The organism is Pseudomonas poae RE*1-1-14, assembly GCF_000336465.1.
Classification (GTDB): domain Bacteria; phylum Pseudomonadota; class Gammaproteobacteria; order Pseudomonadales; family Pseudomonadaceae; genus Aquipseudomonas; species Aquipseudomonas poae.
The window spans coordinates 3,707,367-3,733,558 of the sequence record NC_020209.1; the positions used below are offsets into that span (position 1 = coordinate 3,707,367).

A 26,192-nucleotide genomic window follows, 5' to 3' on the forward strand; every position below is an offset into this window, starting at 1 on the left:
AATTATTCCTCGATTTCATTCAGGTTGCGGCCCGCCAGGGCGGCTTTTACCGACTGGTCCATGCGACGGGCGGCAAAGGCATCGGTCACTTGCGACAGACGCTTGGTCTGCTGCTCGATGGCATAACCATCGGTGCCTTTCATCAGTTCGGCCAGTTCCTGCATCTGCAGATCAATGACCATGCGCTCTTCGGCGTCCAGCAGGCGTTCGCCGTCGGCCTCAAGAGCGCCCTGCACCGCTTCGAGCAGGCGCTGAGCGTCGACTTGCTGCTCACGCAACACGCGGGCGACCTTGTCGTCACCGGCATATTGGAACGAGTCCTTGAGCATCTTGGCAATTTCGCCGTCGGTGAGGCCGTAGGACGGCTTGACCTGGATGCTGGCTTCAACGCCCGAGCCGAGTTCACGCGCAGCCACGCTGAGCAAACCATCGGCATCGACCTGAAAGGTCACGCGAATCTTCGCTGCGCCGGCGACCATCGCTGGAATGCCGCGCAACTCGAAGCGCGCCAGGGAGCGGCAGTCACTGATCAGCTCGCGCTCACCTTGCAGCACATGGATCATCATGGCCGTCTGACCATCTTTGTATGTGGTGAAGTCCTGGGCGCGGGCAACGGGGATGGTGGTGTTGCGCGGAATCACCTTCTCCATCAGACCGCCCATGGTTTCCAGCCCCAGGGATAATGGAATCACGTCCAGAAGCAGCAGTTCGCCGCCCTCGCGCTTGTTGCCAGCCAGAGTGTCGGCCTGGATGGCGGCGCCAATGGCGACCACTTGATCCGGGTCGATTTCGGTGAGGGGCTGACGGCCAAATGCCTCGGCCACCGCATCACGCACACGAGGTACGCGAGTTGAGCCACCCACCATGACCACCGCGACGACTTCTTCAAGCTCGATGCCGGAATCGCGTACCGCGCGGCGGCAGGCCTTGAGGCTACGCGCGACCATCGGCTCGATCAGCGCGTCGAAGGCTTCGCGGGTCAGTTGGGCCGACCAGCTACCGTAGGACACCTCAACAGAAGCAGCCTCCGTCAGCGCTTCCTTGGCCGCGCACGCAGTTTGCAGCAGATGACGCTGCGCGCCTGGGTCCAGGTCGGCGGACAAGCCGGCGCTGGTGATGATCCAGCCCGCGATGGCGTGATCGAAGTCATCGCCGCCCAGGGCACTGTCGCCACCAGTGGCGAGTACTTCAAACACACCGCCGGTCAGGCGCAGAATCGAGATATCGAAGGTGCCGCCGCCCAGATCGTAGATAGCGACCAGACCTTCAGCATGCTGGTCGAGACCATACGCCACGGCGGCTGCGGTCGGTTCGTTGAGCAGGCGCAGCACGTTGAGGCCGGCGAGTTTCGCCGCGTCCTTGGTGGCCTGGCGCTGAGCGTCATCGAAATAAGCCGGCACGGTAATTACCGCGCCGACCAGTTCGCCGCCCAAGGTGGTTTCCGCGCGCTGGCGCAGCACCTTGAGAATATCGGCGGACACTTCCACCGGGCTTTTCGGACCCTGTACGGTGTCGATGAACGGCATATGGGATTCGCCACCGACAAAGCGGTACGGCAGTTGCTCGCCCAATTGCTTGACGTCGGACAGGCCACGGCCCATCAGGCGCTTGACTGACAGCACGGTATTCAAGGGATCGGTGGAGGCTGCCAGCTTGGCCGACTCGCCCACTTCGATGCGGTCCGCGTGGTAGCGCACAGCGGACGGCAGGATCACTTTGCCATCAGCGTCGGGCAACGGCTCGGACAGACCGCTGCGCAGGGCGGCGACCAAAGAATTGGTGGTGCCCAGGTCAATCCCGACCGCCAGGCGACGCTGGTGCGGTTGAGGGCTTTGGCCGGGTTCGGCGATTTGCAGTAGAGCCATGGTAATCAGGTCTTATCTGTCTATCAGGCGTGCATCACGGGCAGCACACTGGGTTAATCGTCGAGGCGCTCTTCAAGCTGGCGCACTTCGTAGGTGAGCTTGTCGAGGAACTGCATGCGCCGCATCAGGCGTTCGGCCTGCTCACGTTGCGCTGCATCATCCCAACAGGCTGCGAAGCTTTCGTTGAGTTCTTCCTGGGCCGCCTTCAGCCGACGCTTGAAGACCACGACACCCGCCACATCGGCTTCGTCCTGCAAGTCTTCGAGCTCTTCGCGCCACTGCATCTGCTGCATCAGAAAGTCCGGGTCGTGCACCGTGACTTCAAGGGGCAGCTCGCCACCGTTTATCGCAAGCAGGTAACGCGCGCGTTTCGCAGGGCTCTTGAGCGTCTGATAGGCTTCGTTGAGGCTGGCCGATTGCTCCAGCGCCTGGCGTTGCTCGCGCTCGGAAGCGTCAGCAAAGCGGTCCGGGTGCACTCCACGCGCCAATTCTCGGTAGCGCGTGGCAAGCTGCTCAAGGTTCAGCCGAAAGCTCGGCTGCAGCTCGAATAAAGCGAAATGACAAGGAGTACCCACAAGTAGCCTCAGATGTTGAAGCTTTCGCCGCAGCCACACTCACCGCGTACGTTGGGGTTGTTGAACTTGAAGCCTTCGTTCAACCCTTCCTTGACGAAATCGAGTTCGGTGCCGTCCAGGTAGGTCAGGCTCTTGGGGTCGATGATCACTTTCTCGCCGTGACTTTCGAACACCTGATCTTCCGCAACCACCTCGTCGACAAACTCCAGCACGTAGGCAAGGCCGGAACAGCCCGTGGTGCGAACACCCAGACGAATCCCCTCACCTTTACCGCGCCCATTCAGGGAGCGGCGTATGTGCTGCGCAGCCGCTTCTGTCATGCTGATAGCCATCGTTGACTCCTTACTCGTCGCCAAATGCTTAAATCAAGCCTTTCTTCTGCTTGTAGTCGCGAACGGCGGCCTTGATGGCGTCTTCAGCGAGTACGGAGCAGTGGATTTTCACTGGCGGCAATGCCAGTTCTTCGGCCAGCTGGGTGTTGCTGATGGTGACAGCCTCATCCAGAGTCTTGCCTTTCATCCATTCGGTCGCCAGCGAGCTGGAGGCGATGGCCGAACCGCAGCCATAAGTCTTGAATTTGGCGTCTTCGATAACGCCAGCATCATTGACCTTGATCTGCAGGCGCATTACATCGCCGCACGCCGGAGCGCCGACCATGCCGGTGCCGACATCAGGGTCTTCCGCGTTCATCTTGCCGACGTTGCGCGGGTTTTCGTAGTGGTCGATGACCTTTTCGCTGTAAGCCATGGTACTGAATCCTCACTCATCAGGGCCGCTCTGGAACCCTGTAGTCACGTCTGCGGTTTCCGCCACGTTCCTACAGAGCCTTGGGTGGCGGCTTCTATAATTTAGTGTGCCGCCCACTCGATCTTGGAGATGTCGACACCGTCTTTGAACATGTCCCACAGCGGCGACAGAACGCGCAGCTTGTTGACCGCTTCGCAGACTTTCTGCGCGGCGTAGTCGACCTGCTCTTCGGTGGTGAAGCGGCCGAAGGTGAAGCGGATCGAGCTATGTGCCAGTTCGTCGTTGCGACCCAGGGCGCGCAGTACGTACGAAGGCTCAAGGGAGGCCGAGGTGCAAGCCGAACCGGACGAAACCGCCAGGTCCTTGAGCGCCATGATCAGCGACTCGCCTTCGACGTAGTTGAAGCTCAGGTTCAGGTTGTGCGGTACGCGGGCGGTCATGCTGCCGTTGACGTACAGCTCTTCAAGGTTCTCGACCTGCTTGTAGAAGCGATCACTGAGGGCCTTGATACGAATGTTTTCGGCAGCCATGTCTTCCTTGGCTACGCGGAAGGCCTCACCCATGCCAACGATCTGGTGAGTGGCCAACGTGCCCGAACGCATGCCGCGCTCGTGACCGCCACCGTGCATGCCCGCTTCGATACGCACGCGAGGCTTGCGGCTTACGTAGAGAGCGCCGATGCCTTTAGGGCCGTATGTCTTGTGGGCCGAGAACGACATCAGGTCGACTTTCAGCTTGGACAGGTCGATATCGACCTTGCCGGTGGACTGAGCAGCGTCGACGTGCAGCAACACACCCTTGGACCGCGTCAGCTCGCCGATGGCGGCGATGTCGTTGATGGTGCCGATTTCGTTGTTCACGTGGATCACGGAAACCAGAATGGTGTCTTCACGCAGCGCGGCTTCGATCATGGCCGGAGTGACGATACCGTCGGTGGTTGGCTCAAGGTAAGTCACCTCGAAACCTTCACGCTCCAGCTGGCGCATGGTGTCGAGGACAGCCTTGTGCTCAATTTTGGTGGTGATCAGGTGCTTGCCCTTGGTCGCGTAGAAATGCGCCGCGCCCTTGATCGCCAGGTTGTCGGACTCGGTGGCACCGGAGGTCCAGACGATCTCACGCGGATCTGCGCCAACCAGGTCGGCGACCTGACGACGCGCGTTCTCGACCGCTTCCTCGGCTTTCCAGCCGAATACGTGGGAGCGGGAGGCCGGGTTGCCGAAGTTTCCGTCGACCAGCAGGCATTCACTCATCTTTTGCGCAACACGCGGGTCAACCGGGGTGGTCGCTGAGTAATCAAGGTAAATTGGCAATTTCATGGACTTTCTCCTAATCAGGCTGGCTGGCGTGCCGTTAGCTCTTCGGCTGTCACTCGACGGCGGACGCTTCAATCTTGTCCAGACGCGGCGCCTTGGTGTTGCAACGGCGCTGGTCCTGACGCTGGGCTACTTCTTGCACCTCACGGCGAGTCACAAGATCAGCCAAGCTGATACCACTCAAAAACTCATGGATCTGCAGGCTCAAGTCACACCACAGGTGGTGAGTCAGGCAGGTGTCGCCGGCGTGGCAATCACCCAGGCCCTGGCATTTGGTGGCATCGACGGATTCGTTGACCGCGTCGATCACCTGGGCCACCTGGATACCCTGCATCTCGCGGGACAGCTGATAGCCGCCCCCTGGACCGCGAACGCTGGAGACCAGATTGCTGCGGCGCAATTTGGCGAACAGCTGCTCGAGGTAAGACAGTGAAATGCCTTGGCGCTCGGAAATATCGGCCAGGGACACCGGGCCAGTTTGCGCGTGCAAGGCCAAGTCAAGCATGGCGGTCACCGCGTATCGGCCTTTCGTAGTCAGTCTCATGGACAAGTACCAAGGTGTTTCAGAATGGGAGCAAGTATGCGATTCCCGAGTATTTAAGTCAACTATAAGACCTAGTGCTTTAGTCGGGATTACCCGCAAAAAGGGCGCGCGAATCATAGCAGGATGGGGTGGGATCGAATAGCTTAAGCAGGCCTGCTGCAAGACCACGGAGCCAATGGAGATCAAATGTGGGAGCTGGCTTGCCTGCGATGGCTGTCTATCAGCTAACTTATAGGTTGCTGACCCACCGCAATCGCAGGCAAGCCAGCTCCCACAAGGGACCGCGCTCAGCCTGCCTTGGTGGTAGCGGCTTCGTCCTTGATTTCAGCAAAATCTTCTTCGCGCAGCTCAGGCAGATCTTTGGCGCAGTACGGGCTGCCCAACTCCTTCAGCGCACCGCACATGCCCTCCAGTTTGCCATCCACCGCCTGCAGATGATCAAGCAATTGGCCGATGGCGCGAGCCACCGGGTCGGGCATGTCTTCACTGACGCCATAGGCATCGAAACCAATCTTCTCGGCCATGGCCTTGCGCTTGGCTTCCTGCTCGTCGCCGACTTCCGGCTTGACGATGATACGACCGGGAATACCCACCACTGTTGCGCCAGCCGGCACCGCCTTGGTCACCACGGCATTGGAACCCACTTTGGCGCCTGCACCCACCGTGAACGGACCGAGCACCTTGGCGCCCGCCCCCACCACCACGCCATTTTCCAAAGTCGGGTGGCGCTTGCCTTTATTCCAGCTGGTGCCGCCCAGCGTCACGCCCTGATACAGCGTCACATCGTCGCCGATTTCAGCGGTTTCGCCGATCACAATGCCCATGCCGTGGTCGATGAAAAAACGACGCCCGACCTTGGCGCCCGGGTGAATCTCGATCCCGGTCAGCCAACGGCCGAAGTTCGACACCAGCCGCGCCACCCACTTCCAGCCCATGCCCCAAAAGAAGCCGGACAGGCGGTGGATCCAGATCGCATGCATGCCCGGGTAGCAGGTCAGCACTTCAAAGGCATTGCGCGCCGCCGGGTCGCGGTGGAAAACGCTTTGGATGTCTTCTCGCAAACGCTCGAACATTGTCAATCCTTCCGCTTAAGCAGCTCGCCACGGGCCGCTTTCTGGGTTTCCGTGAGGATGCCACGCAATATGTTCATTTCCGCTCGACTCACCGAACTGCGCCCATACAGGCGACGCAAGCGCGCCATTAGATGGCGCGGCTTTTCCGGATCGAGAAACTCGATCGCTACCAGGGTTTGCTCCAGGTGCTCATAGAAACGCTCCAACTCGTCCATGGTGGCCAACTCGCCACTTTTGGTCGACGCCACTTCATCCTTCTCGACCTTGCTCGGCTGACCTGCCGCAGCCAGCCAGGCCATGCGCACCTCGTAGCTCAACACCTGCACCGCCGCCCCGAGGTTCAGCGAGCTGAACTCCGGGTCGGATGGAATGTGCACATGGTAATGACATCGTTGCAGCTCTTCATTGGTGAGGCCGGAGTCTTCACGGCCGAACACCAGGGCGATTTCAGCACCGCCGGCGGCCTCTTCGATCACCTTGGTGCCGCACTCACGCGGGTCCAGCAGCGGCCAGGGGATGCGCCGGTCACGAGCGCTGGTGCCGAGCACGAGATTGCAGCCCACCAGCGCATCTTCCAGGGTGGCGACGACCTGGGCGGTCGCGAGCAGGTCGTTGGCACCGGACGCACGAGCATCGGCCTCGTGGTGCGGGAACACCCGCGGCTCGACCAGCACCAGGCGCGTCAGCCCCATGTTTTTCATGGCTCGCGCCACTCCGCCGATATTGCCGGGGTGACTGGTATTGACGAGGACGACACGAATGTTTTGCAGCAAGGGAGGCGCTCTCGGACACGGGAAAGGGGAGCAAATCTTACAGAACAGCCTAAGGTTATGCCACGAAAGCTAACGCCGCTCTTCACCTGAAGAAAGTTTCTGCTAAACTGCCCGGCTTTCTTTAACAACCTTAGGTGACCTATCCATGCAGCCCATGCTGAATATCGCGCTGCGCGCCGCCCGCAGCGCCAGTGAATTGATCTTCCGCTCCATCGAGCGCCTGGATACCATCAAGGTCGACGAAAAAGACGCCAAGGATTACGTATCCGAGGTGGATCGCGCCGCCGAACAGAAAATCATCGACGCCCTGCGCAAGGCCTACCCGACCCACGGCATTCTCGGCGAAGAAACCGGCCTGCATAAAGGCAGCGGCGAAGGCGAAGACTACCTGTGGATCATCGACCCACTGGATGGCACCACCAACTTCCTGCGCGGCATCCCGCACTTTGCCGTGAGCATTGCCTGCAAATACCGTGGCCGCCTGGAGCACGCTGTCGTACTTGACCCGGTTCGCCAGGAAGAATTCACCGCCAGCCGTGGCCGTGGCGCGCAGCTCAATGGTCGCCGCCTGCGCGTCAGCGGTCGCACCAGTCTGGACGGCGCCCTGCTGGGCACCGGCTTCCCATTCCGTGACGACCAGATGGATAACCTGGAAAACTACCTGGGCATGTTCCGCGCCCTGGTCGGCCAGACCGCCGGCATCCGTCGCGCCGGCGCTGCGAGCCTGGACCTGGCGTACGTGGCCGCCGGTCGTTTCGATGCGTTCTGGGAGTCGGGCCTGTCCGAGTGGGACATGGCTGCAGGCGCCCTGCTGATCCAGGAAGCGGGCGGCCTGGTGAGCGACTTCACCGGCGGTCACGACTTCCTTGAAAAAGGCCACGTGGTTGCGGGCAACACGAAGTGCTTCAAGGCCGTGCTGACAGCAATCCAGCCGCACCTGCCGGCCTCGCTGAAGCGCTAAGCGAGCAGGCACAAAAAAGCACCCCAAGGGGTGCTTTTTTCATGCCTGGAATTTGGCATGAACACACATGCCAGCAACACCAGAAATCAACTGTGGGAGGGGGCTTGCTCCCGATAGCTGCTTGTCAGCCACCTAATGTATTGACTGACCTACCACCATCGGGAGCAAGCCCCCTCCCACATATTTACTGCACAAACCTTTGAATCTCTGAATTATTGCTGGTTCTGGCCAAGGATCAAACGACCCTCTTTATCCACTGGAATCTGGCCGCCTGGATCGCGGTCCATGCGCACGGTGCCTTCCTTGCCATCCAGGGTGTAACGCACGTCATAGCCGACAACCTTGTCGCTGATGTCGTTGACGGTATTACAGCGGGTCTGGGTGGTGGTGTAGGTATCGCGGTTCTGCATGCCTTCCTGAACCTTGTTACCGGCGTAACCGCCACCGACCGCACCGGCCACGGTGGCCAGCTTCTTGCCGTTACCGCCACCGACCTGGTTGCCCAATAGGCCACCGGCCAGCGCACCGACCACGGTGCCGACGATCTGATGCTGATCCTGCACCGGCTTCTGCCGAGTCACTGCGACGTCCTTGCAGACCTCACGCGGAGTTTTAATCTGGGTTTTTACCGGCTGTGCCGCCAGTACTTGCGCATACTCAGGGCCGCTTTTAACCAGGCTGTAGGTGGCAACAGCGCCCCCGGCAGTCACACCGACAGCACCCAATACCGCACCAACCAGCAACGACTTGTTCACGTTGAACCTCCTGACCATCACAAGCGGACCGAAAGATCCGCGCTATACCCAGCCTTGGAGCAAAAAAAAAGGCACGAGTTCAATTCTCGTGCCTCTTTTGTAACAGCGTGTCAACAAACGCCCATCAAGGGCGGTCGTCGACCTCCTTGCCAGTGCTGGCCGGAGGGATCAAGTCTTCGCTGTTGAGGTTCAGCCAGATCAACACCACGTTGGCGATGTAGATCGACGAGTAGGTACCCGCCAGAACGCCGATGAACAACGCCAGGGAGAAGCCCCACAGGTTGTCGCCGCCGAAGATCATCAACGCGGCAATCGCCAGCAAGGTGGAGATCGACGTCGCCATGGTGCGCAGCAGTGTCTGGGTGGTCGAGATGTTGATGTTTTCGATCAACGACGCCTTGCGCAGTACGCGGAAGTTCTCACGAACCCGGTCGAATACCACGATAGTGTCGTTGAGCGAGTAACCAATGATCGCCAGCACCGCAGCCAGCACGGTCAGGTCGAAGGTAATCTGGAAATACGCCAGGATACCCACGGTGACGATCACGTCGTGGATCAGCGACACAATGGCGCCGACACCGAACTTCCACTGAAAGCGAAAAGCCAGGTAGACCATGATGCCGACCAGCGCCATCAGCATGCCGAGGCCGCCCTGGTCGCGCAGCTCTTCACCCACTTGCGGCCCCACGAACTCGACGCGCTTGACCGACGCCGGGTTGTCGCCACCGACCTTCTGCAAGGCCTCGGCCACTTGGTGACCCAGTTGCGGGTCTTCACCCGGCATACGCACGAGCAGGTCCGTGGTTGCACCAAAGCTCTGCACGATTGCTTCGTGATAGCCGGCCTTGACCAGCTCATTGCGCACCAGGGTGACGTCGGCGGGCTTCTCGTAGGTCAGCTCGATGAGCGTACCGCCGGTGAAGTCAAGACCGTAGTTCAGACCCTTATGGAACAGGCTGAACAACGCCAGAACGGTAAGGAGCACGGTGACGCCGAACGCAACGTTGCGAACGCCCATGAAGTTGATTGTACGTAACATGGCAGCCCCTTAAATCCACAGCTTCTTGAAGTCACGTCCGCCAAAGATCAGGTTGACCATTGCGCGGGTCACCATGATGGCCGTGAACATCGAGGTAAAGATACCCAGGGACATGGTCACCGCAAAACCTTTGACGGGGCCGGTGCCCATGGCAAAGAGAATCCCGCCGACCAGCAGAGTGGTCAGGTTGGAGTCGAGAATCGCGGTAAATGCCCGGCCGAAGCCTTCGTTGATTGCACGCTGCACGGTCATGCCAGCGGCGATCTCTTCACGAATCCGCGAGAAGATCAGCACGTTGGCATCCACCGCCATACCCATGGTGAGTACGATACCGGCGATACCCGGCAGGGTCAGCGTTGCCCCCAGCAGCGACATCAGGGCCAGCAGCATCACCATGTTGCCCGCCAGGGCCACGGTGGCGATCACGCCGAAGAAGCGGTAGATAGCGATGATGAACAGCGACACGAACAGCATGCCCCACAAGGCCGCATCGACACCCTTGGTGATGTTGTCGGCACCCAGGCTCGGGCCAATGGTGCGTTCTTCAGCGAAGTACATCGGCGCGGCCAGGCCACCGGCACGCAACAACAGCGCCAGCTCAGAGGACTCGCCCTGACCGTTCAGGCCGGTAATCCGGAATTGAGCACCCAACGGCGACTGGATGGTCGCCAGACTGATGATCTTCTTCTCTTCCTTGAAGGTCTGCACCGGCACGTCTTTCTCGACGCCATTGACCATCTGCTTGGTGTAGGTGGTCACCGGGCGCTGCTCGATGAAGATCACCGCCATGCTGCGACCAACGTTACTGCGCGTGGCGCGGTTCATCAGGTCGCCGCCGTGGCCATCCAGGCGGATGTTCACTTCAGGAGTACCGTGCTGCGAGTCGAAACCGGCCTTGGCGTCGGTGACCTGGTCACCGGTGATGATCAGGCCGCGCTCGATCAGAGCAGGCGGACGATTGCCTTCGCGGAACTCGAACTCTTCGGAGGTGGCGCGGGTAGCACCCGGCTCAGCCGCGAGACGGAACTCCAGGTTGGCGGTTTTACCCAGGATACGCTTGGCTTCAGCCGTGTCCTGCACACCCGGCAATTCAACCACGATACGGTTGGCGCCCTGACGCTGCACGATCGGCTCGGCCACGCCCAGCTCGTTGACACGGTTACGCACCGTGGTCAGGTTCTGCTTGATCGAGTATTCGCGGATTTCCGCGATCTTCGCCGGGCTCATCGCCAGACGCAGTACCGCCTGACCATTGAGGTCGGCCGGCACGATGTCGAAATCATTGAAGTTCTTGCGGATCAGTGCACGGGCCTGTTCGCGGGAGGCTTCATCGGAGAAGCCCAGCTGGATGGCACCGTTGAGCTGCGGCAGGCTGCGATAACGCAACTTTTCTTTACGCAGCAGGCTCTTCACGTCGCCTTCGTAAACTTTCAGGCGTGCGTCGAGGGCCTTGTCCATGTCGACTTCCAGCAGGAAGTGCACACCACCGGACAAGTCCAGACCCAGCTTCATCGGGTGCGCGCCAATGCTGCGCAGCCATTGCGGCGTGGTCTGTGCCAGGTTCAGCGCGACTACGTAGTCGTCACCCATGGCCTTGCGCACGACGTCCTTGGCCGGCAATTGGTCTTCGGATTTGGTCAGGCGCAGCAAGCCGCCCTTGGCACCCGCAGCCAATGTTGCCGCCTTGACCTGGATACCCGCGTCATTGAGCGCTTTGCTCGCACGTTCCAGGTCGGCCTGATTGACCTGCAGCGAAGTGCTGGCGCCCGTGATCTGGATCGCCGGGTCATCAGGATAAAGATTGGGAGCGGAATAAATAAAACCGATCGCCAGCACCGCCAGGATCAGTACGTATTTCCACAGAGGGTATTTGTTCAGCATCACGCCGCCCGCTTATAACGCGGGGCGCCTTGCGCGCCCCGTCGATTGGTAAAGGTTGTTACTTAGATCGCTTTGAGCGTGCCTTTGGGCAGCGTGGCAGCGATGGCGCCTTTCTGGAACTTCATTTCCACGGTGTCGGAGACTTCCAGTACCACGAAAGCATCGGCAACCTTGGTGATCTTGCCGGCGATACCGCCAGTGGTCACCACTTCGTCGCCCTTTTGCAGGCTGCCCAGCAGGTTCTTCTGCTCTTTGGCGCGCTTTGCCTGTGGACGCCAGATCATCAGGTAGAAGATGACCAGGAAGCCGACCAGGAAAATCCACTCGAAACCACCGCCCATAGGGCCGGCAGCGGCAGGCGCAGCGGCGTCAGCCATGGCGTTAGAGATAAAAAAGCTCATTTAGCACTCCAGTTGCAAATAGTGAATCTTAGGGTCGGGAAAACTCAGTCCAAGGGCGGCACAGGGAGCCCGCGCTTGGCATAGAAGGCATCGACGAAGGCGGCCAATGTACCCTGTTGAATAGCCTCGCGCAAACCAGCCATCAGGACTTGGTAATGACGCAAATTGTGGATGGTATTCAACATGCTACCCAGCATTTCCCCGCACTTGTCCAGATGGTGCAGATAAGCCCGGGAGAAGTTCTGGCAGGTGTAGCAGTCACAGGTGGGATCGAGCGGCGATTCATCATGGCGATGGAACGCGTTACGGATCTTCAGCACGCCTGTATCGATGAACAGATGCCCATTGCGGGCATTACGGGTTGGCATCACGCAATCGAACATGTCCACACCGCGGCGCACACCCTCTACGAGATCTTCCGGTTTGCCAACGCCCATAAGGTAACGAGGTTTTTCAGCAGGCATCAGGCCCGGCAGATAATCCAGCACCTTGATCATCTCGTGCTTGGGCTCGCCCACCGACAGACCGCCAATGGCCAGGCCGTCGAAGCCGATCTTGTCGAGGCCTTCGAGCGAGCGCTTGCGCAGGCTTTCGTGCATGCCGCCCTGGACGATGCCGAACAGCGCCGCCGTGTTGTCGCCATGGGCGTTTTTCGAACGCTGGGCCCAACGCAGCGACAGCTCCATGGAGATGCGCGCCACGTCCTCATCGGCCGGGTACGGCGTGCACTCGTCGAAAATCATCACGATGTCCGAGCCAAGGTCGCGCTGCACCTGCATCGATTCTTCAGGCCCCATGAACACCTTGGCGCCGTCGACCGGCGAGGCGAAGGTCACGCCCTCCTCCTTGATCTTGCGCATGGCACCCAGGCTGAACACCTGGAAACCACCGGAATCCGTGAGGATCGGGCCCTGCCACTTCATGAAGTCATGCAGGTCGCCATGCTTCTTGATCACTTCGGTGCCCGGGCGCAGCCACAGGTGGAAGGTGTTGCCGAGGATGATCTCGGCGCCAGTGGCGACGATGTCGCGCGGCAGCATGCCCTTGACGGTACCGTAGGTGCCGACCGGCATGAACGCCGGGGTCTCGACGGTGCCGCGCGGGAAGGTCAGGCGACCACGACGGGCCTTGCCGTCGGTGGCCAGCAGTTCAAACGACATACGACTCATGATTGTTCCTCTGGGCCGCGTGGCGCCGGATTGCGGGTGATAAACATCGCATCACCGTAACTGAAAAAGCGGTACTCGTTGGCGATGGCGGCCTGGTAGGCGGCCATGGTTTCGGGGTAACCGGCAAAGGCCGACACCAGCATCAACAGCGTGGATTCCGGCAAATGGAAGTTGGTGACCAGGCAATCGACCACATGGAACGGGCGGCCTGGGTAGATGAAGATATCGGTGTCACCGCTGAACGGCTTGAGCACGCCGTCGCGCGCGGCGCTTTCGAGGGAGCGCACGCTGGTGGTGCCCACGGCAACCACCCGCCCGCCGCGCGCCTTGCACGCCGCCACGGCATCCACCACGTCCTGGCTGACTTCCAGCCATTCGCTGTGCATATGGTGATCTTCGATGTTATCCACACGCACCGGCTGAAACGTGCCGGCCCCCACGTGCAGGGTCACATAGGCGCTTTCGACGCCCTTGGCGGCAATCGCATCGAGCAGCGGCTGATCGAAATGCAGCCCGGCAGTAGGTGCGGCCACCGCGCCCAGGCGCTGGGAGTAAACCGTCTGATAGCGCTCGCGGTCCGCCTCATCGTCGGGACGGTCTATATAAGGAGGCAACGGCATATGGCCAACGCGCTCCAGCAGCGGCAACACCTCTTCGGCAAACTTGAGCTCGAACAACGCGTCATGGCGCGCCACCATCTCGGCTTCGCCACCGCCGTCGATCAGGATGCTCGAACCCGGTTTGGGCGATTTGCTGGAACGCACATGGGCCAGCACGCGGTGGCTGTCCAGCACCCGCTCCACCAGAATCTCCAGCTTGCCGCCGGACGCTTTCTGACCAAAAAGCCGCGCCGGAATCACCCGGGTATTGTTGAACACCATCAAATCGCCTGGGCGCAAATGCTCAAGCAAATCAGTGAATTGACGGTGTGCGAGGGCACCGCTCACCCCGTCCAGGGTCAGCAGTCGACTGGCGCGACGCTCGGCCAACGGGTGGCGAGCGATCAGCGAATCAGGGAGATCAAAAGTAAAGTCAGCAACGCGCATGATGGGGTTCGTCTAGCAGGGCCGGGAAGTCTAGCGGAATTAGTCAAAATTGACCATGAAACGTGATTGACCAACGGTAATCTCGTCTCTATACTTCGCCGCCATTGAGCCCTGATGGCGGAATTGGTAGACGCGGCGGATTCAAAATCCGTTTTCGAAAGGAGTGGGAGTTCGAGTCTCCCTCGGGGCACCATCTTAAAAAAAGACCTTGAAATTCAAGGTCTTTTTTTTCGTCTGCAGGAAAGTGAATGGCCAGGCCTTAAAACCTGCCAGCTGTCACTTTTTCTTCTTGGCAGGCTTTTCCGCCTTCTCTGCCTTCTTGGCCTTTTCCGGCTTGCTATCCGCCTTCTTCACAGCTTTCTTCGGTTCAGCATCCTTTTTCTTGTCTTTCTTCTCGGAAGATTTCGAAAGGGTCGCGGCCGCTGCTGATTTTTTTGCCGGTGATGACTTCTTGTCTTTCAATTCCTTACTGGCTTTCGAAGACTCGCCTTTGCTTTTCTTCTCGTCTTTAGCCACGTTGACCACCTCTCGAAAGATGCCGGTATTGGCACGCCGCCTGAGGAATTATCCACAGGCTAATCATTAGGCGAGCGTGCCCAAAAGCGGTTCCATTTTTTTGCTGCCGAGAGGGGTGGAACCCGATCGCCCCTGCAGAGCGGTGGGTGAGAGTGTCTCAACAGGGTAATCTCGGCTCAGACCAGCTCGCGCGCTGGTTCTTGTGCGGCAAACAACGCATCGAGCGTGTTTAGAAACACGTCATGGCTCAAGATCCCTGTGGCAATAGTCGACAGCACCACTTTGCCGCTCTCGTCCTTGATCACCACATTTTCAGTCCAGGCATTGAGGTCGACGGTACGCAACGATGCCATCGACACGTTCTCGCCCTTGTAGTGTAAAAACGTACGGCTGACGAGAATCGGCGAGGTGGTGATTTTCAGGAAATTGCCGCTCACTCGCTTGCCCCAGACCTGTCCTGAATTGATGCAGTTGAACGTCACCGACCCGCCCGCCTCCAGCGTCGCGACCACTGCCGGCATGCGCGAGAGTACGTGACGCTCACGTACCAGTTGCTGGAATTGGTAAAAGCCCTTGAGGCTTTCGATCACGCGGTGAAACGGCTCGGACGCATTACGGCGATAGGCCAGATTGGTGATCATGCCGGTCATCGCGGTTTGCCCGGAGCCGAACAGGTACAGGTCTTCGATATCGGCAAATGCGGTGTAGTGGCGCTGATCGTTGACGATACGCTCGATGCCCAGCTCGAACACGTTGTAGACCGGTGCGCGCAGTCTCTTGTGCCAGGCGTAGGCCGCAAACACGCCCAATGCGATCACCGCGAGCAAGGCGCTGGTGCCGTAGATCAGCGTCTGTGGGCTGCTGAAGCTGAATGACAGACCGCGGGAAGTCTCGCCGGCTACGGGGCCTTCACTGCCTGCAGGCAAAATGGTTCCCAGGTACAGCACAAACACGGCGAGGCCCAACAGCACGACGCCAAAGATCAAACTGAACATCAGAAAGCCTTTGCCGTGACGGAAGCTGGCAATCAGTTCGCCGGTGGCCGAAGGTGCCTGGGTGGGAGATGGCTGCATGGTAGTTGCGTCCTTTTCATGAAAGAAAGGCGCCGCTGTTAAGGCAGCGCGAGTTAGCTCCGCACTCTGGATCTCCGAGAACCGGATGCATGACGAGTTGGAGCATGGCTAATTAGTATTGTTCCTTGGACTGCCCTTTGCGGGCGCGCGAGCCCCGTTGTATGGCGCCTGGGTCTTTTTTTTCAGACACAGAACAGTGATCATCGCCCCCTCCCAATGAACCAGGACCCAAACCATGGAATTGACGCTGGAAGCGGTTGCGCTCTTTGCACTTAAGCTTGTGCACGAGACAGACGGCGGCAGCCCGGTTTTGCGGGATGATCTGGTGATGGATGGGTATGAGCGGGAGGTGTTTGGGTTACTCGTACGCAAGGGCGATCTCGCTACGACTCAGCAAAAAATCAGCGAGTGCATCGCGCTGGCCCTGGTGGCACTGGGCGGCCCGAACACGGTAATGGGCCGTGAACTGCAACGGCTGGCGACGGACGTGCGCCAGGCGCCTACGTTTGAAGCACTCACGGCCCCGCTCGACGCGCTCAAGCAGTACCTGAAAGCAATCCTGTGAGGTGGTCGCCTACCGCCGCCCCTCCACCACCATCCGCACCGCCAACCCCATCAACACCGACCCCATCACCCAGCGTTGCACCACCTGCCAGCGCGGCCGAGTGACAAAGAACACCGCAATCGAACCTGCCATGCAGGCGATCACCGCGTTGACGCTCACGCTGATAAAAATCTGTGTGAACCCCAGCACCAGGGACTGCGCAAGCACACTGCCATGGCCGTTCGGGTCGATGAACTGGGGCAGCAGCGACACATACATCACCGCTACCTTGGGATTGAGCAGGTTGGTGACCAGGCCCATGGTGAACAACTTGCGCGGGCTGTCCTTGGGCAGGTCGCGCACTTGGAAAGGTGACCGTCCGCCCGGCCTGATCGCCTGCCACGCGAGGTAGGCCAGATACAGCGCGCCACCAAGGCGCAACGCGTCGTAGGCAAAGGGAACGGCCATCAGTAACGCCGTGATCCCCAGCGCCGCGCTCAGCATGTACACGACAAAACCCAACGCAACGCCGCTGAGGGAAATCAGCCCGGCCATGCGCCCCTGGCAGATCGAGCGGGAAATGAGGTAAATCATGTTCGGCCCGGGCGTCAGCACCATGCCGAGTGAGATCAGGCCGTAGGCAAGCAAGCTGGACATATCGGGCATTGTTTGGCTCCTGGATTTTTGTTCTGCCGGCGTGGAATCCTTCGCCAGGGCCGCCATGGTAGAGCGTACAAATCCCGCGCGTCAGATACAGATCCACAAGCAAAACGCCATACACCGGCACCCGTTTGAAACACCACCCACCCAGGACAGGCAGATGATCGACTTCAACAACAAAGGCTTCTTCAAGCTCAAGCAAAACAACGAATACGCCGAACGCGTATCGGCGCTGCTGCTGGACGGCGAAGGATTGGGGGCGCTTCGCACCCCAACGCGGGGCAAGCCCGCTCGCCACAGAAGCATTCGGCGGTGATGGAAAAGGCACCGACTGGACATCAGTCCACTTTTCCCACGCCCAGCAGCGAACAAAGACGACATTCGCCTCTTTGCCTACCTCTTAGGCTCACTCCCTCGCACAAGGAAGTGAGCCCTTCATGTCAGAGCGCTTTTACCCACCCACCGAAGAAGATTTACGCAAGCGACGGATCCTGACCCCGCAGCCATCGCGTGTGCCGTATTCGCCGTCTGTTGATTTTTTCGAGCCATCGCCTGCTCCAGTGCCCGAGCCAGCCAAACCTCCAGGCTGCGTTTTCATCAAGCCTTGCCAACTGCCTGACGGCGTCACTCATTACTTCAACCCGGCCGGGTATGTCCCGTTGGAGCTGATCAAGGAGTACGGCCATTTAAGCCTGCTGGGTGGACGTGAGGTGGACAGCCGGGGCGCAGTCGCCTTGCGCAAGATCAGCGGCAGCACATTGCCCGCGGGCTTGGGGCAGCTGGCATTGCGTTCAGCGGTTTGGGAGTCGGCGGCCACTGCCGTTGGGTCCGTCGCCGGAGGCCTGCTGACGGGGTTGGTGGCGCTGGCTTGGCCTTCGGCGCTGGGTGATAGCGCGCTGTACAGCGAGGAGCAGTTGCGTTCGATGCAACGAGCGCGTTCGCAGATGCGGTTGCATATCGAGCAACGTGAGAACGGCACGCTCAAAGGGTATGGGTTTTACACGGGCAATCATGCCGCGTGGCAGATGATTGATGTGGTGCAGTTTCAAAGCCGTGGCGATCAGTTTGTGGCGGATTTGGGTGAGGGCGTGGAGCTGATCTGGACGCCTGCGGTTGATCCCAGTGACACGTTAGGTATTCCGGCATTGGAAGCTGCGCCGCAGGCGCCGGTGATCTGGATTTATCCGCCGACGGAGAAGGCCGCACAGATTCTGGTGAACCCGATTTATCCGCCGCAGTATCGGGATTTTATTCTGGTGTTCCCGGTGGAATCGGGGGTTCGGCCGCTGTATGTGGTGGTGAGTGTTCGGGCAGGGGATCACAAGTACCACAAGGCGCCTAACACTGAACAAATAACTGGCTTTGAAAACTTGATAAAAGCAAAACCCATGACTCCCAGGCAGGGAGGTGCCGGGCTGAGAGAGCGCTGGGTTGAGGAAAAGGGTCGGAGGATCTATGAGTGGGACTCACAGCATGGAGAGTTGGAAGTTTATCTAGCCAGTGATGGAAGCCATATAGGTGCGTTCAGCCACCTAACGGGTGAGCAACTAAAAGGGCCGAAAAAAAAACGAAATATCAAAAAATACCTGTGAGGGCAACATGGGACTAAAAGTGAGATTGGAATGGTTCGACAGAACCACAGAGCGGCTGTGCGGAATGGAGGACTCAGCGGATTTAGGAGACGACTATTCAGTAATTTCCGAGCTTGGGCTGTCGGTGAGAGAGGATATCAATAACGGCATGTTTGAGCTGCGTCCGGAGTGGCTGTCACTGATACAGACACGCTTCTCTCATGAAATTGCTCTTTCAGAAAACGACTACTTCATCGCGTTTGATTACGAAAACGCAAACGAATAAAGCAGACTTAGAGAATTCAGCCTCATGCGCAGACTGTCACTGACAAACAAAAAAATCCGCAACATCCCCAGGCACCTCAGAGCCCTTACCCGGTGGGCAAATAGCTTCGAAGGCTGCTTTTACGAAGAGTTACCGCCGCAACCCGACTACATAAACATAAAAATTCCGGTTATCGAAAATCTTGTTGAAGGTGAGCAAACCACACCGGAAATTCTGGCGCATTGTGCTCAACAGTTGATCAAGGTTGCAGGTCACTTGCTTGAAGCACGATCAGGCGATGACCCTGAGTGCTGGGTCGTCGCCTGCATCATGGTCCCAGACACGTTCTCAAGCCGAGTCTGTGTCTACACCGACAAAGCCCGCTATCTCGGCCACACTCAACCCTTCGACTACGAGTACTTCCGTCAAACCCGCATTACCGGCCGAAGCCTCGTCAGCGAATGGGGCTTGACCCTGCCGCCGGGCCTCCACGAAGTTGGTTTTTACTTCACTCATGAGGATGAAGAGGGAAACACCTTTGAATCTGAACATTGGTACTTCGGCGAAGTCAGCACAACCGATGAAGCCTCTGGTGGAGAGCGCTGGAAGTATCAAACCTTTAAATCCTTCCAAGCGCAGCATCCGCATTTGTTCGGTCCGTCCAACTAACTTGCCTTAACCTCAACCCGCGCCACCTCAATCAACACCCGATTCGCCGGCTCCGAAATATCAAACACCAACCGCGCGCGCAAGCTGCCCTGCTCCTGGTTGTGCAACGCCAGGCGGCAGCCGATTTTGCTGGCGATCATTTCCATTATCGCCAACCCGAGCCCGGCACCATTGGCATTGCCACGGCTGTAAAAGCGTTCGGACAGGCGCTCTATTTCGGCTTCTTCAATGCCCGGCCCTGGTCTTGTACGCTCAGGCAGTGGGTACCTATCACCACTTTTACTTCGCTTCCCGGCGGGGAAAAGTTGAGGGCGTTGGTCACCAGGTGCTGCAGGGCAATGGCCAGCGCTATCGGTTCGGTTTCTACCCAGCAATCCTCGTTGTCTTCCAGCACCAGTTCCTCACCCTTTTCCATCGCCAACGGCGCCAGCTCAGCCAGCTCTTCGCGTACCAGCTCGGTGAGTTGCACTCGGTGGCAAACCGGGTTGAGTTTCAACGCTTGCAGGCGCTCACGTGTGGGCTGCATGAAAGCGCGCGGTTGATGCTGTTCAGAAATGTACGCGAACAACCTTAAGCGACCATCGACGCCAACGTCCTCAGTCGTACATTTTTTCCAGACGCCCACCTGACACCGAATTGGCCGCGGCCAGGTACTCGTCGAATGAAATGTCTGACAGCGTGTAAAACAGACTGCGTACGGGCGGCAAATCACTGCCGGGTATCGGATGGTTATGCAGGCGGGGTTTGACCAGGGCGCGGAGGATCTTGATCAGCGCCGGGTCAGCGGCATACGCGGCGAAACCGCGCTGTGCTTGCTCGAGATCGCTGTACAGCGAAAACCCATATTGATGGTCGACATCCGAACCGGGCTGCCCGCCAAAACGGGCCTGTGCATCCTTGAGGAAGTGCTTGAGCAGGTGCACATCCAACACCGGCACATCATTGCATGGGAAACCTGCATGGTATTGACCACTGACAATCACCAGCGGCATCACCACTACCTCAGGCAAGGTCAGAAGCTGCGGAAAATACTGGCTGCAAAAGTCCTTCAAGCCGGCTTTGACATGACGCGTTTTCTTAAGCGCCTGATTGGCTTTGCGAGCAATACCGTTTTTGTCATTCAGATCATTGTGATAGTCCAACGGGGTAATCGGTGCTCTTCGGCTCCTGAGTTCACAGACCACCAACAGGTTGCCGAACGAAAAAACCAGATCGATTTCCTCGGCAACACTTGCACACTTGAACTCGACCGCGCCCAACCAGTTCAGGTTGGTGAGTATCCTGTTTGAAACGCGGCACTCTTCCAGAACCCCAAGAAGGTATCGCTCGAACAACTTTCCTCGGCGTTTCGGGTCGGGGTCGACCTCCTGGAACCAGATATCAAAGTTTCTCGGAATGCTGGCTGTTAATAGCGCGGCCACCGGGATCAAAAAGTCATCATCCACCTTGATCAACGGCCTCGACCAAAGGTCGTGTTGTAGGCTTTTCGCCTCGTAAGTCAGCACCTCGACCACCGCGTTCATCTGTTGGCGATCAAGCCCCATGCACTCGGTCAGCCTGGCAACCAACACTTCTTGGGAAACCCGTGGGCATAACGTCAGAAGGCTGTCCCAATCCGTCGGGTCCGGCTTATTTTCGTCGCGCTCCTTGAGGTTTGCGGCAAATACGGACAAATGAAGCCAGGCCAACAGCAGGTGCCTGCACTCAGGCGAAGTATCGCGTGAGCGCTGCGCCGCTTCGAACAACGGAAGCAAATAACCGTCGAGCATGTAATAGGGGACCATCCGCGCATAAAGCGCGGCTTTTTTCACGTTTTCGCTTAGATCAGACCACGGCACCAGCGACAGCCCGCCCTCTTCATCGCATTGGATATACCGCATGCCCGCCAGAAACTGGGTGATGATTGCGTGGAATCGCCTGAAGTCGCTGGCTATGTACAGCCCGGCAGCGCCGTTACCATGGTCGCGTCGATACTCATAAACGGCCTTGATCAAATCCGCTTTCTGGGAAGTGGATGAAAGCACCACGCCATTTTTATCCGCACAAAACTCCATGCCACCGTAGAGCAACTCCTGCCAGATCCTCTTGAAACTGTGAGTCATCTGGACGAGCACGTTCTCGTTGAAAAAAAAGTCCATGGCACTCAAGGAATGCGGGCAGCCGTCAGGGTACAGAGCACGCAAGTCATTGCGATTCTGGTAAAGATCCCAGATTGGGCCGCAGAGGGAGTCAAGCCGGTGCATGTTGAGCTTTTCGGGCTCCATCCCGAGTTCGCTGTTGGTCAACAGAGACCGATAGGACAATATCTCTTCCAGAGAAGATGCAGGATTAGCCTCCATCATCCGGCGCTGCTCGGACGACATTGCGTAAAAAAAATGATTGGCTGCGGCGACATGTGCGCCAATCAGCGCGTCGTACGTCAATGCCAGGTCTGCATTGAAAGAGAATTGAACCCGCGCAAGCTTCACATAATTAAAGAGGTTATTGAGCCACACAGCGCCATTGAGAAAGCCTCGCTCCACTTCCTGCCCATTGCGTAACTGTTCGTATTTTTCGACCCAGTCCGTTACGACAAACTTATCGAGTTTCGCAGGGTGCGCGAGACCGTGACTGCGGGCTAACTTAAGGAGAGGCCGTTCCATCAGAATTCCTTGAGCAGGTTGCATCAACGCCGTTTTCCGTGACTACTTGGGTTGGAATGTTTCGAGGTACGACAGAAGATTTTCAATCTTCTCCCGATCACTGATCCCCCAGAAAATCATCCGCGTCCCGCTCACCACCGCTTTCGGGTCTTCGATATAGGCCGCAAGCTTGTCCCGCGTCCAAACCACACCCGAATTCTTCATCGCGTCGGAATATTGGTAATCGGTAGTGACGCCTGCGGGCCTGCCGATAATGCCGTTCAACTCCGGTCCGAAGCCACCCCGCGCGCCTTCACCGACGCTGTGGCATCCGCCGCAGGTCTTGGTGAAGAGCTTGCCACCCGCTTCTGCATCGCCGGCGGCAAAGGCTGAAGGGGTACTCAGTAAAAGGGCTAGAACGATCAATGCGTATTTCATGGAAACTCCCCATCGGCGGTTACCGGCAATTATGCCTGTTGTCAGAATCCCATGCCGGTTCACACCGTCTGCGGATCGATGCCGGTGCCGCCGCTCCCTGCAAACACCCAACCCAGCCCCTCTAACCGACCACCCATCGTTTAAAAAACATCCAATCGAACCTAATCGACCACTGCCCACTCCACCTTACTGAACCCCTGATGGTGGAGTAAGGATCATGGCTCAGCCATCGATTTTGGTATTGGAAGACGACGAAATCATTCGGGCGTTGATGGTGGATGTGCTGGAAGATTTCGGCGCGGTGGTGACGTCGTTTCCTTCGGCGGATGAAGGCATGATTTACCTGGAGCAAGGCGACGAGCCCGTGGACCTGATTGTCAGTGACGTGCAGATGCCCGGTTTGCTCAATGGCTATGACTTGAGCCGCGTGGTTGCGCACCGCTGGCCCGAGGTGCAGGTGCTGTTGACCTCCGGCAATACCAGGATCGCCGAGGAGCTGGGCGGTTCGGTACGCTTTCTGCCCAAACCCTGGAGTGCCCGACATCTGATTGAATGCGTGCAGACGGCATTGACTCAACAGGGTGTTTCGATGCATTGATAGCGTCGCGACATCACTCAAACCGAACTTCGAGTTCGTTATTGCGGTCATTTAGTCAGCAATAAGCGACTTTTCTGATCCGCCTGTCAGCCATTTCGCCTCGTGCGTACAGTTGGCTGCACCGAGTTGTGTAGAATTGTCGCCCATTTTCACGCGTCATTCATGGCCCACAGGCCCACAGTTCGAGCTTACTGAATGCACTCACAGGCCCATGACGTTGGTGCGCCACCTCTGCTGGAAGCGCTGCGCACGGGCACTGGCCTGCTGCACGTCGCACTGGAAAAACGTATGCCGTTTTTTTCCGAGCGCCTGGATGCCCAGTGGTATCGACGTCTGCTGCAGGCGTACTTCGGCTTCTATGCGCCGATTGAAGCAGCGCTGCACGATAGCGGCTTGATCCCCGAAGGTTTTGACACATCGTTGCGTGAGAAAACGCCGACATTGATCAGTGACCTTCACGCCCTCGGCCTGAACGACGCCGCCATCAGCGCCCTGCCCCGCTGGACCGATCTCCCGACTTTCGACACCACCGCAGCCTGCCTCGGTGCCCTGTATGTGCTGGAAGGCGCGACCCTCGGAGGCCAGGTATTGCGTCGGGAGATGGCTCAACGCCTGGGCGTGGATGCCGACAACGGTGGCGCATTTCTTGATGTATATGGCGCCGAGACCGGACGGCGCTGGAAAACATTTCTTGATTACCTGGACCGGCAGACACTGGACGCGGCTGACAAACAACGTGCCGTGATCGCTGCCCGCTCAACATTCAGCGGCTTTGAGCAATGGCTCGACCGCCAGGAGGTACTGCTATGAAAACCGAAGATTTCGAAGAGCTGCTTGCCAACTGTGCCGACGAGCCCATTCGCTTTCCCGGGGCGATTCAGCCCCACGGCGTGCTGCTGACGCTGTCGGAGCCCGACCTGAACATCATCCAGGTCAGTGCCAATGTCAGCACCCTGTTCGGCCACACGCCCGAGTCGCTGCTGGGCCAACCGCTGCACACGCTGATCGGCGCCGAGCACGCCCAGGTCGTGCACAGCATGGCCGCGCACAATACGTTCGCCGACGCACCGCCCCTGCATGTCAGCCTCAATGGCGCGCAGTTTCTGGGCCTGCTGCACCGTCATCAGCGCGTGCTGGTGCTGGAATTCGAGCCACGGCTTGAGGACTTCCAGCCACGAGCGCTTGAGGGTCGCACCAGTAACCTGGGCAAGATGCTGCAACGCCTGCAATCGGCGAAAACCCTGCAGGCGCTGTACGAAATCAGCGTGACCGAAATCCAGGCGATGACCGGTTACGACCGCGTGCTGATCTACCGTTTTGAAGAGGAAGGCCATGGACAGGTGATCGCCGAAGCGTCCGCGCCGTCCATGGAACTGTTCAACGGTCTGTTCTTCCCCGCGTCCGACATCCCCGAGCAAGCCCGCGAGCTGTACCGCACCAACTGGCTGCGCATTATCCCGAATGCGGCCTACGAACCGGTGCCACTGTTGCCCAAGCTGCGCCCGGACATCGACCAGCCGCTGGACCTGAGCTTCGCCACGTTGCGCAGCGTGTCGCCGATTCACTGCCAGTACATGCAGAACATGGGCGTGCTGTCGTCCATGAGCATTTCGCTGATGAAGGGCGACAAGCTCTGGGGCCTGATCAGTTGCGGCAACCGTGAGCCGCTGTTGGTGCCGCACGAGTTGCGTACCGCCTGCCAGACCATCGGCCAGGTGCTGTCGCTGCAAATCAGCGCCATGGAGGCCCTGGAACTGAGCCGCCAGCGCGAAGAAAAAGTCGACACCCTGGCTTTGCTGGAGGAGGCAATGAAAGCGTCGAAAAACAATGTATTCGACGGCCTTGCCCAGTGCGGCCAGTTGCTGATGGACCTGACCTTGTCCGGCGGCGTGGCAATCATCGAGGACAAGCAACTGCACCGTTACGGCAATTGCCCGGAGCCGGCGCAAATCCGTGCCCTGCACCGCTGGTTGCAACAGAATGGCGAGCCGGTGTTCGCCAGCCACAACCTGGCGGCGCTGTACCCGCCGGCGGTCGACTTCCAGCAAGTGGCCAGCGGCGTGCTCGCCATGAGCCTGCCCAAGCCTGTGGACAACGGTGTGCTGTGGTTCCGCCCGGAGGTGAAGGAAAACATCAGTTGGAGCGGCGACCCGAGCAAGCCACTCAACCTGGAAAGCTCCGACGCCGGCATGCGCCTTCGCCCACGCACCTCGTTTGAAATCTGGAAAGTGGAGATGGCCGGCATTTCCACCAAGTGGAGCCACGGCGACCTGTTCGCCGCCAATGATCTGCGACGCTCGGCCCTGGAAAACGACTTGTCGCGCCAGGTGCTGCGCGAGCAACAGGCGGTGCGCGCGCGTGACGAGCTGGTGGCGGTGGTGTCCCACGACCTGCGCAACCCGATGACCGTCATTTCGATGCTCTGCGGCATGATGCAGAAGGCCTTCAGCTCCGATGGCCCTCACACATCGCGGCGGATTTCCTCGGCAATCGACACCATGCAACAGGCAGCGGCGCGCATGAATGTGCTGCTGGAAGACTTGCTCGACACATCGAAAATCGAGGCCGGCCGCTACGTGGTCAAGCCGGTGCCGCTGGATGTGAGCCAGATGTTCGAAGAAGCCTATTCACTGCTGGCACCGCTGGCGATGGAAAAAGGTATCGACCTGTCGTTCAACACCGAGCCCGGCCTGCTGATCAATGCTGACCCGGAGCGCTTGTTTCAGGTGCTGTCGAACCTGATCGGCAATGCCATCAAATTCACCCCACGCCAGGGCAACATCGGTATCAGCGCCATGAGCAATGGCGAGGAGATTGTGTTTTCGGTACGCGACTCGGGTGAAGGCATTGCTGCGGACCAACTGCCCTACGTGTTCGATCGCTACTGGACCCAGGCTGAAAACAATCCCACCGGCAGCGGGCTCGGCCTGTACATCACCCAAGGCATCGTCCAGGCCCACGGCGGCAAAATTGTTGCAGAAAGTGAGCTGGGGCGCGGCAGTGAGTTCCGCTTCACGGTGCCCAGGGTGACCGACGACGCCCACAACTGACCCGCAGGTGGATCGGGCGACATAAACGGCAGGGCCTGCGTTATC

At 58.9% G+C, this 26,192-nt stretch carries 28 protein-coding genes, 1 tRNA gene and 1 pseudogene; 10 read left to right on the top strand and 20 right to left on the bottom strand.

The genetic code is table 11. From position 1 onward, the window contains the following. Positions 1-2 precede the first annotated feature (2 nt). The 8 genes from hscA to trmJ all read right to left on the bottom strand — a co-directional run bounded on the left by hscA (position 3) and on the right by trmJ (position 6,890). Positions 3-1,865: a Fe-S protein assembly chaperone HscA gene (gene hscA, locus H045_RS16140; RefSeq protein ID WP_015372915.1), complete on the bottom strand. Its 1,863-nt coding sequence runs from the start codon at positions 1,863-1,865 to the stop codon at positions 3-5. Between the two features lie 53 nt (positions 1,866-1,918). After that, positions 1,919-2,440, bottom strand: coding sequence for a co-chaperone HscB (gene hscB / locus H045_RS16145; RefSeq protein ID WP_015372916.1), 522 nt, complete (start codon positions 2,438-2,440; stop codon positions 1,919-1,921). 8 nt (positions 2,441-2,448) lie between these two features. Then, positions 2,449-2,772: an iron-sulfur cluster assembly protein IscA gene (gene iscA, locus H045_RS16150; RefSeq protein WP_003175963.1), complete on the bottom strand. Its 324-nt coding sequence runs from the start codon at positions 2,770-2,772 to the stop codon at positions 2,449-2,451. A gap of 28 nt (positions 2,773-2,800) precedes the next feature. Then, positions 2,801-3,187: a Fe-S cluster assembly scaffold IscU gene (gene iscU, locus H045_RS16155; RefSeq protein WP_003175965.1), complete on the bottom strand. Its 387-nt coding sequence runs from the start codon at positions 3,185-3,187 to the stop codon at positions 2,801-2,803. A gap of 101 nt (positions 3,188-3,288) precedes the next feature. Then, on the bottom strand, positions 3,289-4,503 hold the full coding sequence (locus tag H045_RS16160) for an IscS subfamily cysteine desulfurase (RefSeq protein WP_003238453.1): 1,215 nt from the start codon (positions 4,501-4,503) through the stop codon (positions 3,289-3,291). 49 nt (positions 4,504-4,552) lie between these two features. Further along, complete coding sequence (iscR, locus tag H045_RS16165; RefSeq protein WP_003238451.1) at positions 4,553-5,044, bottom strand: Fe-S cluster assembly transcriptional regulator IscR; 492 nt, start codon at positions 5,042-5,044, stop codon at positions 4,553-4,555. A 287-nt stretch (positions 5,045-5,331) separates the two neighbouring features. Then, positions 5,332-6,117, bottom strand: coding sequence for a serine O-acetyltransferase (gene cysE / locus H045_RS16170; protein WP_003238449.1), 786 nt, complete (start codon positions 6,115-6,117; stop codon positions 5,332-5,334). A gap of 2 nt (positions 6,118-6,119) precedes the next feature. Further along, complete coding sequence (trmJ, locus tag H045_RS16175) at positions 6,120-6,890, bottom strand: tRNA (cytosine(32)/uridine(32)-2'-O)-methyltransferase TrmJ (protein WP_003238447.1); 771 nt, start codon at positions 6,888-6,890, stop codon at positions 6,120-6,122. A 145-nt stretch (positions 6,891-7,035) separates the two neighbouring features. On the opposite strand from trmJ, the gene suhB reads away from it, so the two are divergent. After that, positions 7,036-7,851 (top strand): type III secretion system regulator SuhB, encoded by an 816-nt coding sequence (gene suhB / locus H045_RS16180; RefSeq protein WP_003175971.1) that lies wholly within the window; start codon positions 7,036-7,038, stop codon positions 7,849-7,851. Between the two features lie 212 nt (positions 7,852-8,063). Here the strand turns inward: suhB and H045_RS16185 are convergent, their stop codons facing one another. The 6 genes from H045_RS16185 to queA all read right to left on the bottom strand — a co-directional run bounded on the left by H045_RS16185 (position 8,064) and on the right by queA (position 14,142). Next, entirely contained in the window at positions 8,064-8,606 is a 543-nt protein-coding gene (locus H045_RS16185) for a glycine zipper 2TM domain-containing protein (protein ID WP_003238445.1), read from the bottom strand. A 124-nt stretch (positions 8,607-8,730) separates the two neighbouring features. Next, positions 8,731-9,645, bottom strand: a complete 915-nt coding sequence (gene secF / locus H045_RS16190; RefSeq protein ID WP_003238443.1) for a protein translocase subunit SecF — start codon at positions 9,643-9,645, stop codon at positions 8,731-8,733. A 9-nt stretch (positions 9,646-9,654) separates the two neighbouring features. Beyond that, positions 9,655-11,526 carry a protein translocase subunit SecD gene (gene secD / locus H045_RS16195; protein WP_003238441.1) on the bottom strand — a complete coding sequence of 624 codons (1,872 nt, stop codon included), beginning with the start codon at positions 11,524-11,526 and terminating at the stop codon, positions 9,655-9,657. A gap of 62 nt (positions 11,527-11,588) precedes the next feature. Beyond that, positions 11,589-11,927, bottom strand: coding sequence for a preprotein translocase subunit YajC (gene yajC / locus H045_RS16200; protein WP_003238439.1), 339 nt, complete (start codon positions 11,925-11,927; stop codon positions 11,589-11,591). 44 nt (positions 11,928-11,971) lie between these two features. Next, a complete protein-coding gene (tgt, locus tag H045_RS16205) occupies positions 11,972-13,087 on the bottom strand; it encodes a tRNA guanosine(34) transglycosylase Tgt (RefSeq protein ID WP_003238437.1) in 1,116 nt (371 codons plus the stop codon). 5 nt (positions 13,088-13,092) lie between these two features. Continuing rightward, a complete protein-coding gene (gene queA / locus H045_RS16210; RefSeq protein ID WP_003238435.1) occupies positions 13,093-14,142 on the bottom strand; it encodes a tRNA preQ1(34) S-adenosylmethionine ribosyltransferase-isomerase QueA in 1,050 nt (349 codons plus the stop codon). A 108-nt stretch (positions 14,143-14,250) separates the two neighbouring features. Between queA and H045_RS16215 the strand changes: the two genes are divergently transcribed. Next, positions 14,251-14,335: transfer RNA gene (locus H045_RS16215), tRNA-Leu, on the top strand. Between the two features lie 83 nt (positions 14,336-14,418). On the opposite strand, the gene H045_RS16220 is transcribed toward H045_RS16215, so the two are convergent. Continuing rightward, the gene (locus H045_RS16220) at positions 14,419-14,667 is read right to left on the bottom strand and encodes a hypothetical protein (RefSeq protein ID WP_041931524.1); all 249 of its coding nucleotides are present in this window, start codon (positions 14,665-14,667) and stop codon (positions 14,419-14,421) included. Positions 14,668-14,834: 167 nt separating this feature from the next. Next, positions 14,835-15,731, bottom strand: coding sequence for a hypothetical protein (locus H045_RS16225; protein ID WP_015372918.1), 897 nt, complete (start codon positions 15,729-15,731; stop codon positions 14,835-14,837). Between the two features lie 235 nt (positions 15,732-15,966). Between H045_RS16225 and H045_RS16230 the strand changes: the two genes are divergently transcribed. Then, the gene (locus H045_RS16230) at positions 15,967-16,296 is read left to right on the top strand and encodes a hypothetical protein (protein WP_003238429.1); all 330 of its coding nucleotides are present in this window, start codon (positions 15,967-15,969) and stop codon (positions 16,294-16,296) included. Positions 16,297-16,305: 9 nt separating this feature from the next. Here H045_RS16230 and H045_RS16235 read toward each other — a convergent pair whose 3' ends face one another. Then, positions 16,306-16,941 carry a LysE family translocator gene (locus H045_RS16235; protein ID WP_015372919.1) on the bottom strand — a complete coding sequence of 212 codons (636 nt, stop codon included), beginning with the start codon at positions 16,939-16,941 and terminating at the stop codon, positions 16,306-16,308. 154 nt (positions 16,942-17,095) lie between these two features. Here H045_RS16235 and H045_RS25295 point away from each other — a divergent pair, with 154 nt between their 5' ends. The 4 genes from H045_RS25295 (at position 17,096) to H045_RS16250 (ending at position 19,440) form a co-directional block, all read left to right on the top strand. Further along, positions 17,096-17,251 (top strand): hypothetical protein, encoded by a 156-nt coding sequence (locus tag H045_RS25295; RefSeq protein ID WP_003238425.1) that lies wholly within the window; start codon positions 17,096-17,098, stop codon positions 17,249-17,251. A 121-nt stretch (positions 17,252-17,372) separates the two neighbouring features. After that, positions 17,373-18,527, top strand: coding sequence for an S-type pyocin domain-containing protein (locus tag H045_RS16240; RefSeq protein ID WP_015372920.1), 1,155 nt, complete (start codon positions 17,373-17,375; stop codon positions 18,525-18,527). Between the two features lie 7 nt (positions 18,528-18,534). Then, positions 18,535-18,792: a colicin E3-like toxin immunity protein gene (locus H045_RS16245; protein ID WP_003238422.1), complete on the top strand. Its 258-nt coding sequence runs from the start codon at positions 18,535-18,537 to the stop codon at positions 18,790-18,792. A gap of 24 nt (positions 18,793-18,816) precedes the next feature. After that, the gene (locus H045_RS16250) at positions 18,817-19,440 is read left to right on the top strand and encodes a DUF3916 domain-containing protein (protein ID WP_003238420.1); all 624 of its coding nucleotides are present in this window, start codon (positions 18,817-18,819) and stop codon (positions 19,438-19,440) included. Here H045_RS16250 and H045_RS25525 read toward each other — a convergent pair. The 3 genes and pseudogenes from H045_RS25525 to H045_RS16270 form a co-directional block, all read right to left on the bottom strand. Continuing rightward, positions 19,437-19,930 (bottom strand): annotated as a pseudogene (locus H045_RS25525) (sensor histidine kinase); the annotation flags it as partial. The gene H045_RS16250 and the pseudogene H045_RS25525 overlap by 4 nt on opposite strands. Before the next feature lie 106 nt (positions 19,931-20,036). Beyond that, positions 20,037-22,082, bottom strand: a complete 2,046-nt coding sequence (locus tag H045_RS16265; protein ID WP_015372923.1) for a Rho GTPase-activating protein — start codon at positions 22,080-22,082, stop codon at positions 20,037-20,039. Positions 22,083-22,124: 42 nt separating this feature from the next. After that, complete coding sequence (locus H045_RS16270; RefSeq protein WP_015372924.1) at positions 22,125-22,499, bottom strand: c-type cytochrome; 375 nt, start codon at positions 22,497-22,499, stop codon at positions 22,125-22,127. A gap of 217 nt (positions 22,500-22,716) precedes the next feature. Between H045_RS16270 and H045_RS16275 the strand changes: the two genes are divergently transcribed. The 3 genes from H045_RS16275 (at position 22,717) to H045_RS16285 (ending at position 26,147) form a co-directional block, all read left to right on the top strand. After that, the gene (locus H045_RS16275) at positions 22,717-23,097 is read left to right on the top strand and encodes a response regulator (RefSeq protein WP_015372925.1); all 381 of its coding nucleotides are present in this window, start codon (positions 22,717-22,719) and stop codon (positions 23,095-23,097) included. 195 nt (positions 23,098-23,292) lie between these two features. Next, positions 23,293-23,907, top strand: coding sequence for a biliverdin-producing heme oxygenase (locus H045_RS16280; RefSeq protein WP_015372926.1), 615 nt, complete (start codon positions 23,293-23,295; stop codon positions 23,905-23,907). Next, on the top strand, positions 23,904-26,147 hold the full coding sequence (locus H045_RS16285; RefSeq protein WP_015372927.1) for an ATP-binding protein: 2,244 nt from the start codon (positions 23,904-23,906) through the stop codon (positions 26,145-26,147). Before H045_RS16280 ends, H045_RS16285 begins: the two co-directional genes overlap by 4 nt. Positions 26,148-26,192: the final 45 nt, after the last annotated feature.

Bases quoted from the DNA above. Each gene is read 5' to 3' on its own strand.
- cysE (WP_003238449.1), bottom strand. From the start codon at position 6,117: ATGTTCGAGCGTTTGCGAGAAGACATCCAAAGCGTTTTCCACCGCGAC.
- H045_RS16160 (WP_003238453.1), bottom strand. From the start codon at position 4,503: ATGAAATTGCCAATTTACCTTGATTACTCAGCGACCACCCCGGTTGAC.
- H045_RS16240 (WP_015372920.1), top strand. From the start codon at position 17,373: ATGTCAGAGCGCTTTTACCCACCCACCGAAGAAGATTTACGCAAGCGA.
- tgt (WP_003238437.1), bottom strand. From the start codon at position 13,087: ATGTCGTTTGAACTGCTGGCCACCGACGGCAAGGCCCGTCGTGGTCGC.
- H045_RS16265 (WP_015372923.1), bottom strand. From the start codon at position 22,082: ATGGAACGGCCTCTCCTTAAGTTAGCCCGCAGTCACGGTCTCGCGCAC.
- secD (WP_003238441.1), bottom strand. From the start codon at position 11,526: ATGCTGAACAAATACCCTCTGTGGAAATACGTACTGATCCTGGCGGTG.
- secF (WP_003238443.1), bottom strand. From the start codon at position 9,645: ATGTTACGTACAATCAACTTCATGGGCGTTCGCAACGTTGCGTTCGGC.
- H045_RS16245 (WP_003238422.1), top strand. From the start codon at position 18,535: ATGGGACTAAAAGTGAGATTGGAATGGTTCGACAGAACCACAGAGCGG.
- H045_RS16280 (WP_015372926.1), top strand. From the start codon at position 23,293: ATGCACTCACAGGCCCATGACGTTGGTGCGCCACCTCTGCTGGAAGCG.
- iscA (WP_003175963.1), bottom strand. From the start codon at position 2,772: ATGGCTATCAGCATGACAGAAGCGGCTGCGCAGCACATACGCCGCTCC.
- H045_RS16225 (WP_015372918.1), bottom strand. From the start codon at position 15,731: ATGCAGCCATCTCCCACCCAGGCACCTTCGGCCACCGGCGAACTGATT.
- iscR (WP_003238451.1), bottom strand. From the start codon at position 5,044: ATGAGACTGACTACGAAAGGCCGATACGCGGTGACCGCCATGCTTGAC.
- H045_RS16235 (WP_015372919.1), bottom strand. From the start codon at position 16,941: ATGCCCGATATGTCCAGCTTGCTTGCCTACGGCCTGATCTCACTCGGC.
- H045_RS16270 (WP_015372924.1), bottom strand. From the start codon at position 22,499: ATGAAATACGCATTGATCGTTCTAGCCCTTTTACTGAGTACCCCTTCA.
- H045_RS16275 (WP_015372925.1), top strand. From the start codon at position 22,717: ATGGCTCAGCCATCGATTTTGGTATTGGAAGACGACGAAATCATTCGG.
- queA (WP_003238435.1), bottom strand. From the start codon at position 14,142: ATGCGCGTTGCTGACTTTACTTTTGATCTCCCTGATTCGCTGATCGCT.
- hscA (WP_015372915.1), bottom strand. From the start codon at position 1,865: ATGGCTCTACTGCAAATCGCCGAACCCGGCCAAAGCCCTCAACCGCAC.
- H045_RS16285 (WP_015372927.1), top strand. From the start codon at position 23,904: ATGAAAACCGAAGATTTCGAAGAGCTGCTTGCCAACTGTGCCGACGAG.
- H045_RS25295 (WP_003238425.1), top strand. From the start codon at position 17,096: ATGATCGACTTCAACAACAAAGGCTTCTTCAAGCTCAAGCAAAACAAC.
- iscU (WP_003175965.1), bottom strand. From the start codon at position 3,187: ATGGCTTACAGCGAAAAGGTCATCGACCACTACGAAAACCCGCGCAAC.
- H045_RS16230 (WP_003238429.1), top strand. From the start codon at position 15,967: ATGGAATTGACGCTGGAAGCGGTTGCGCTCTTTGCACTTAAGCTTGTG.
- suhB (WP_003175971.1), top strand. From the start codon at position 7,036: ATGCAGCCCATGCTGAATATCGCGCTGCGCGCCGCCCGCAGCGCCAGT.
- H045_RS16250 (WP_003238420.1), top strand. From the start codon at position 18,817: ATGCGCAGACTGTCACTGACAAACAAAAAAATCCGCAACATCCCCAGG.
- yajC (WP_003238439.1), bottom strand. From the start codon at position 11,927: ATGAGCTTTTTTATCTCTAACGCCATGGCTGACGCCGCTGCGCCTGCC.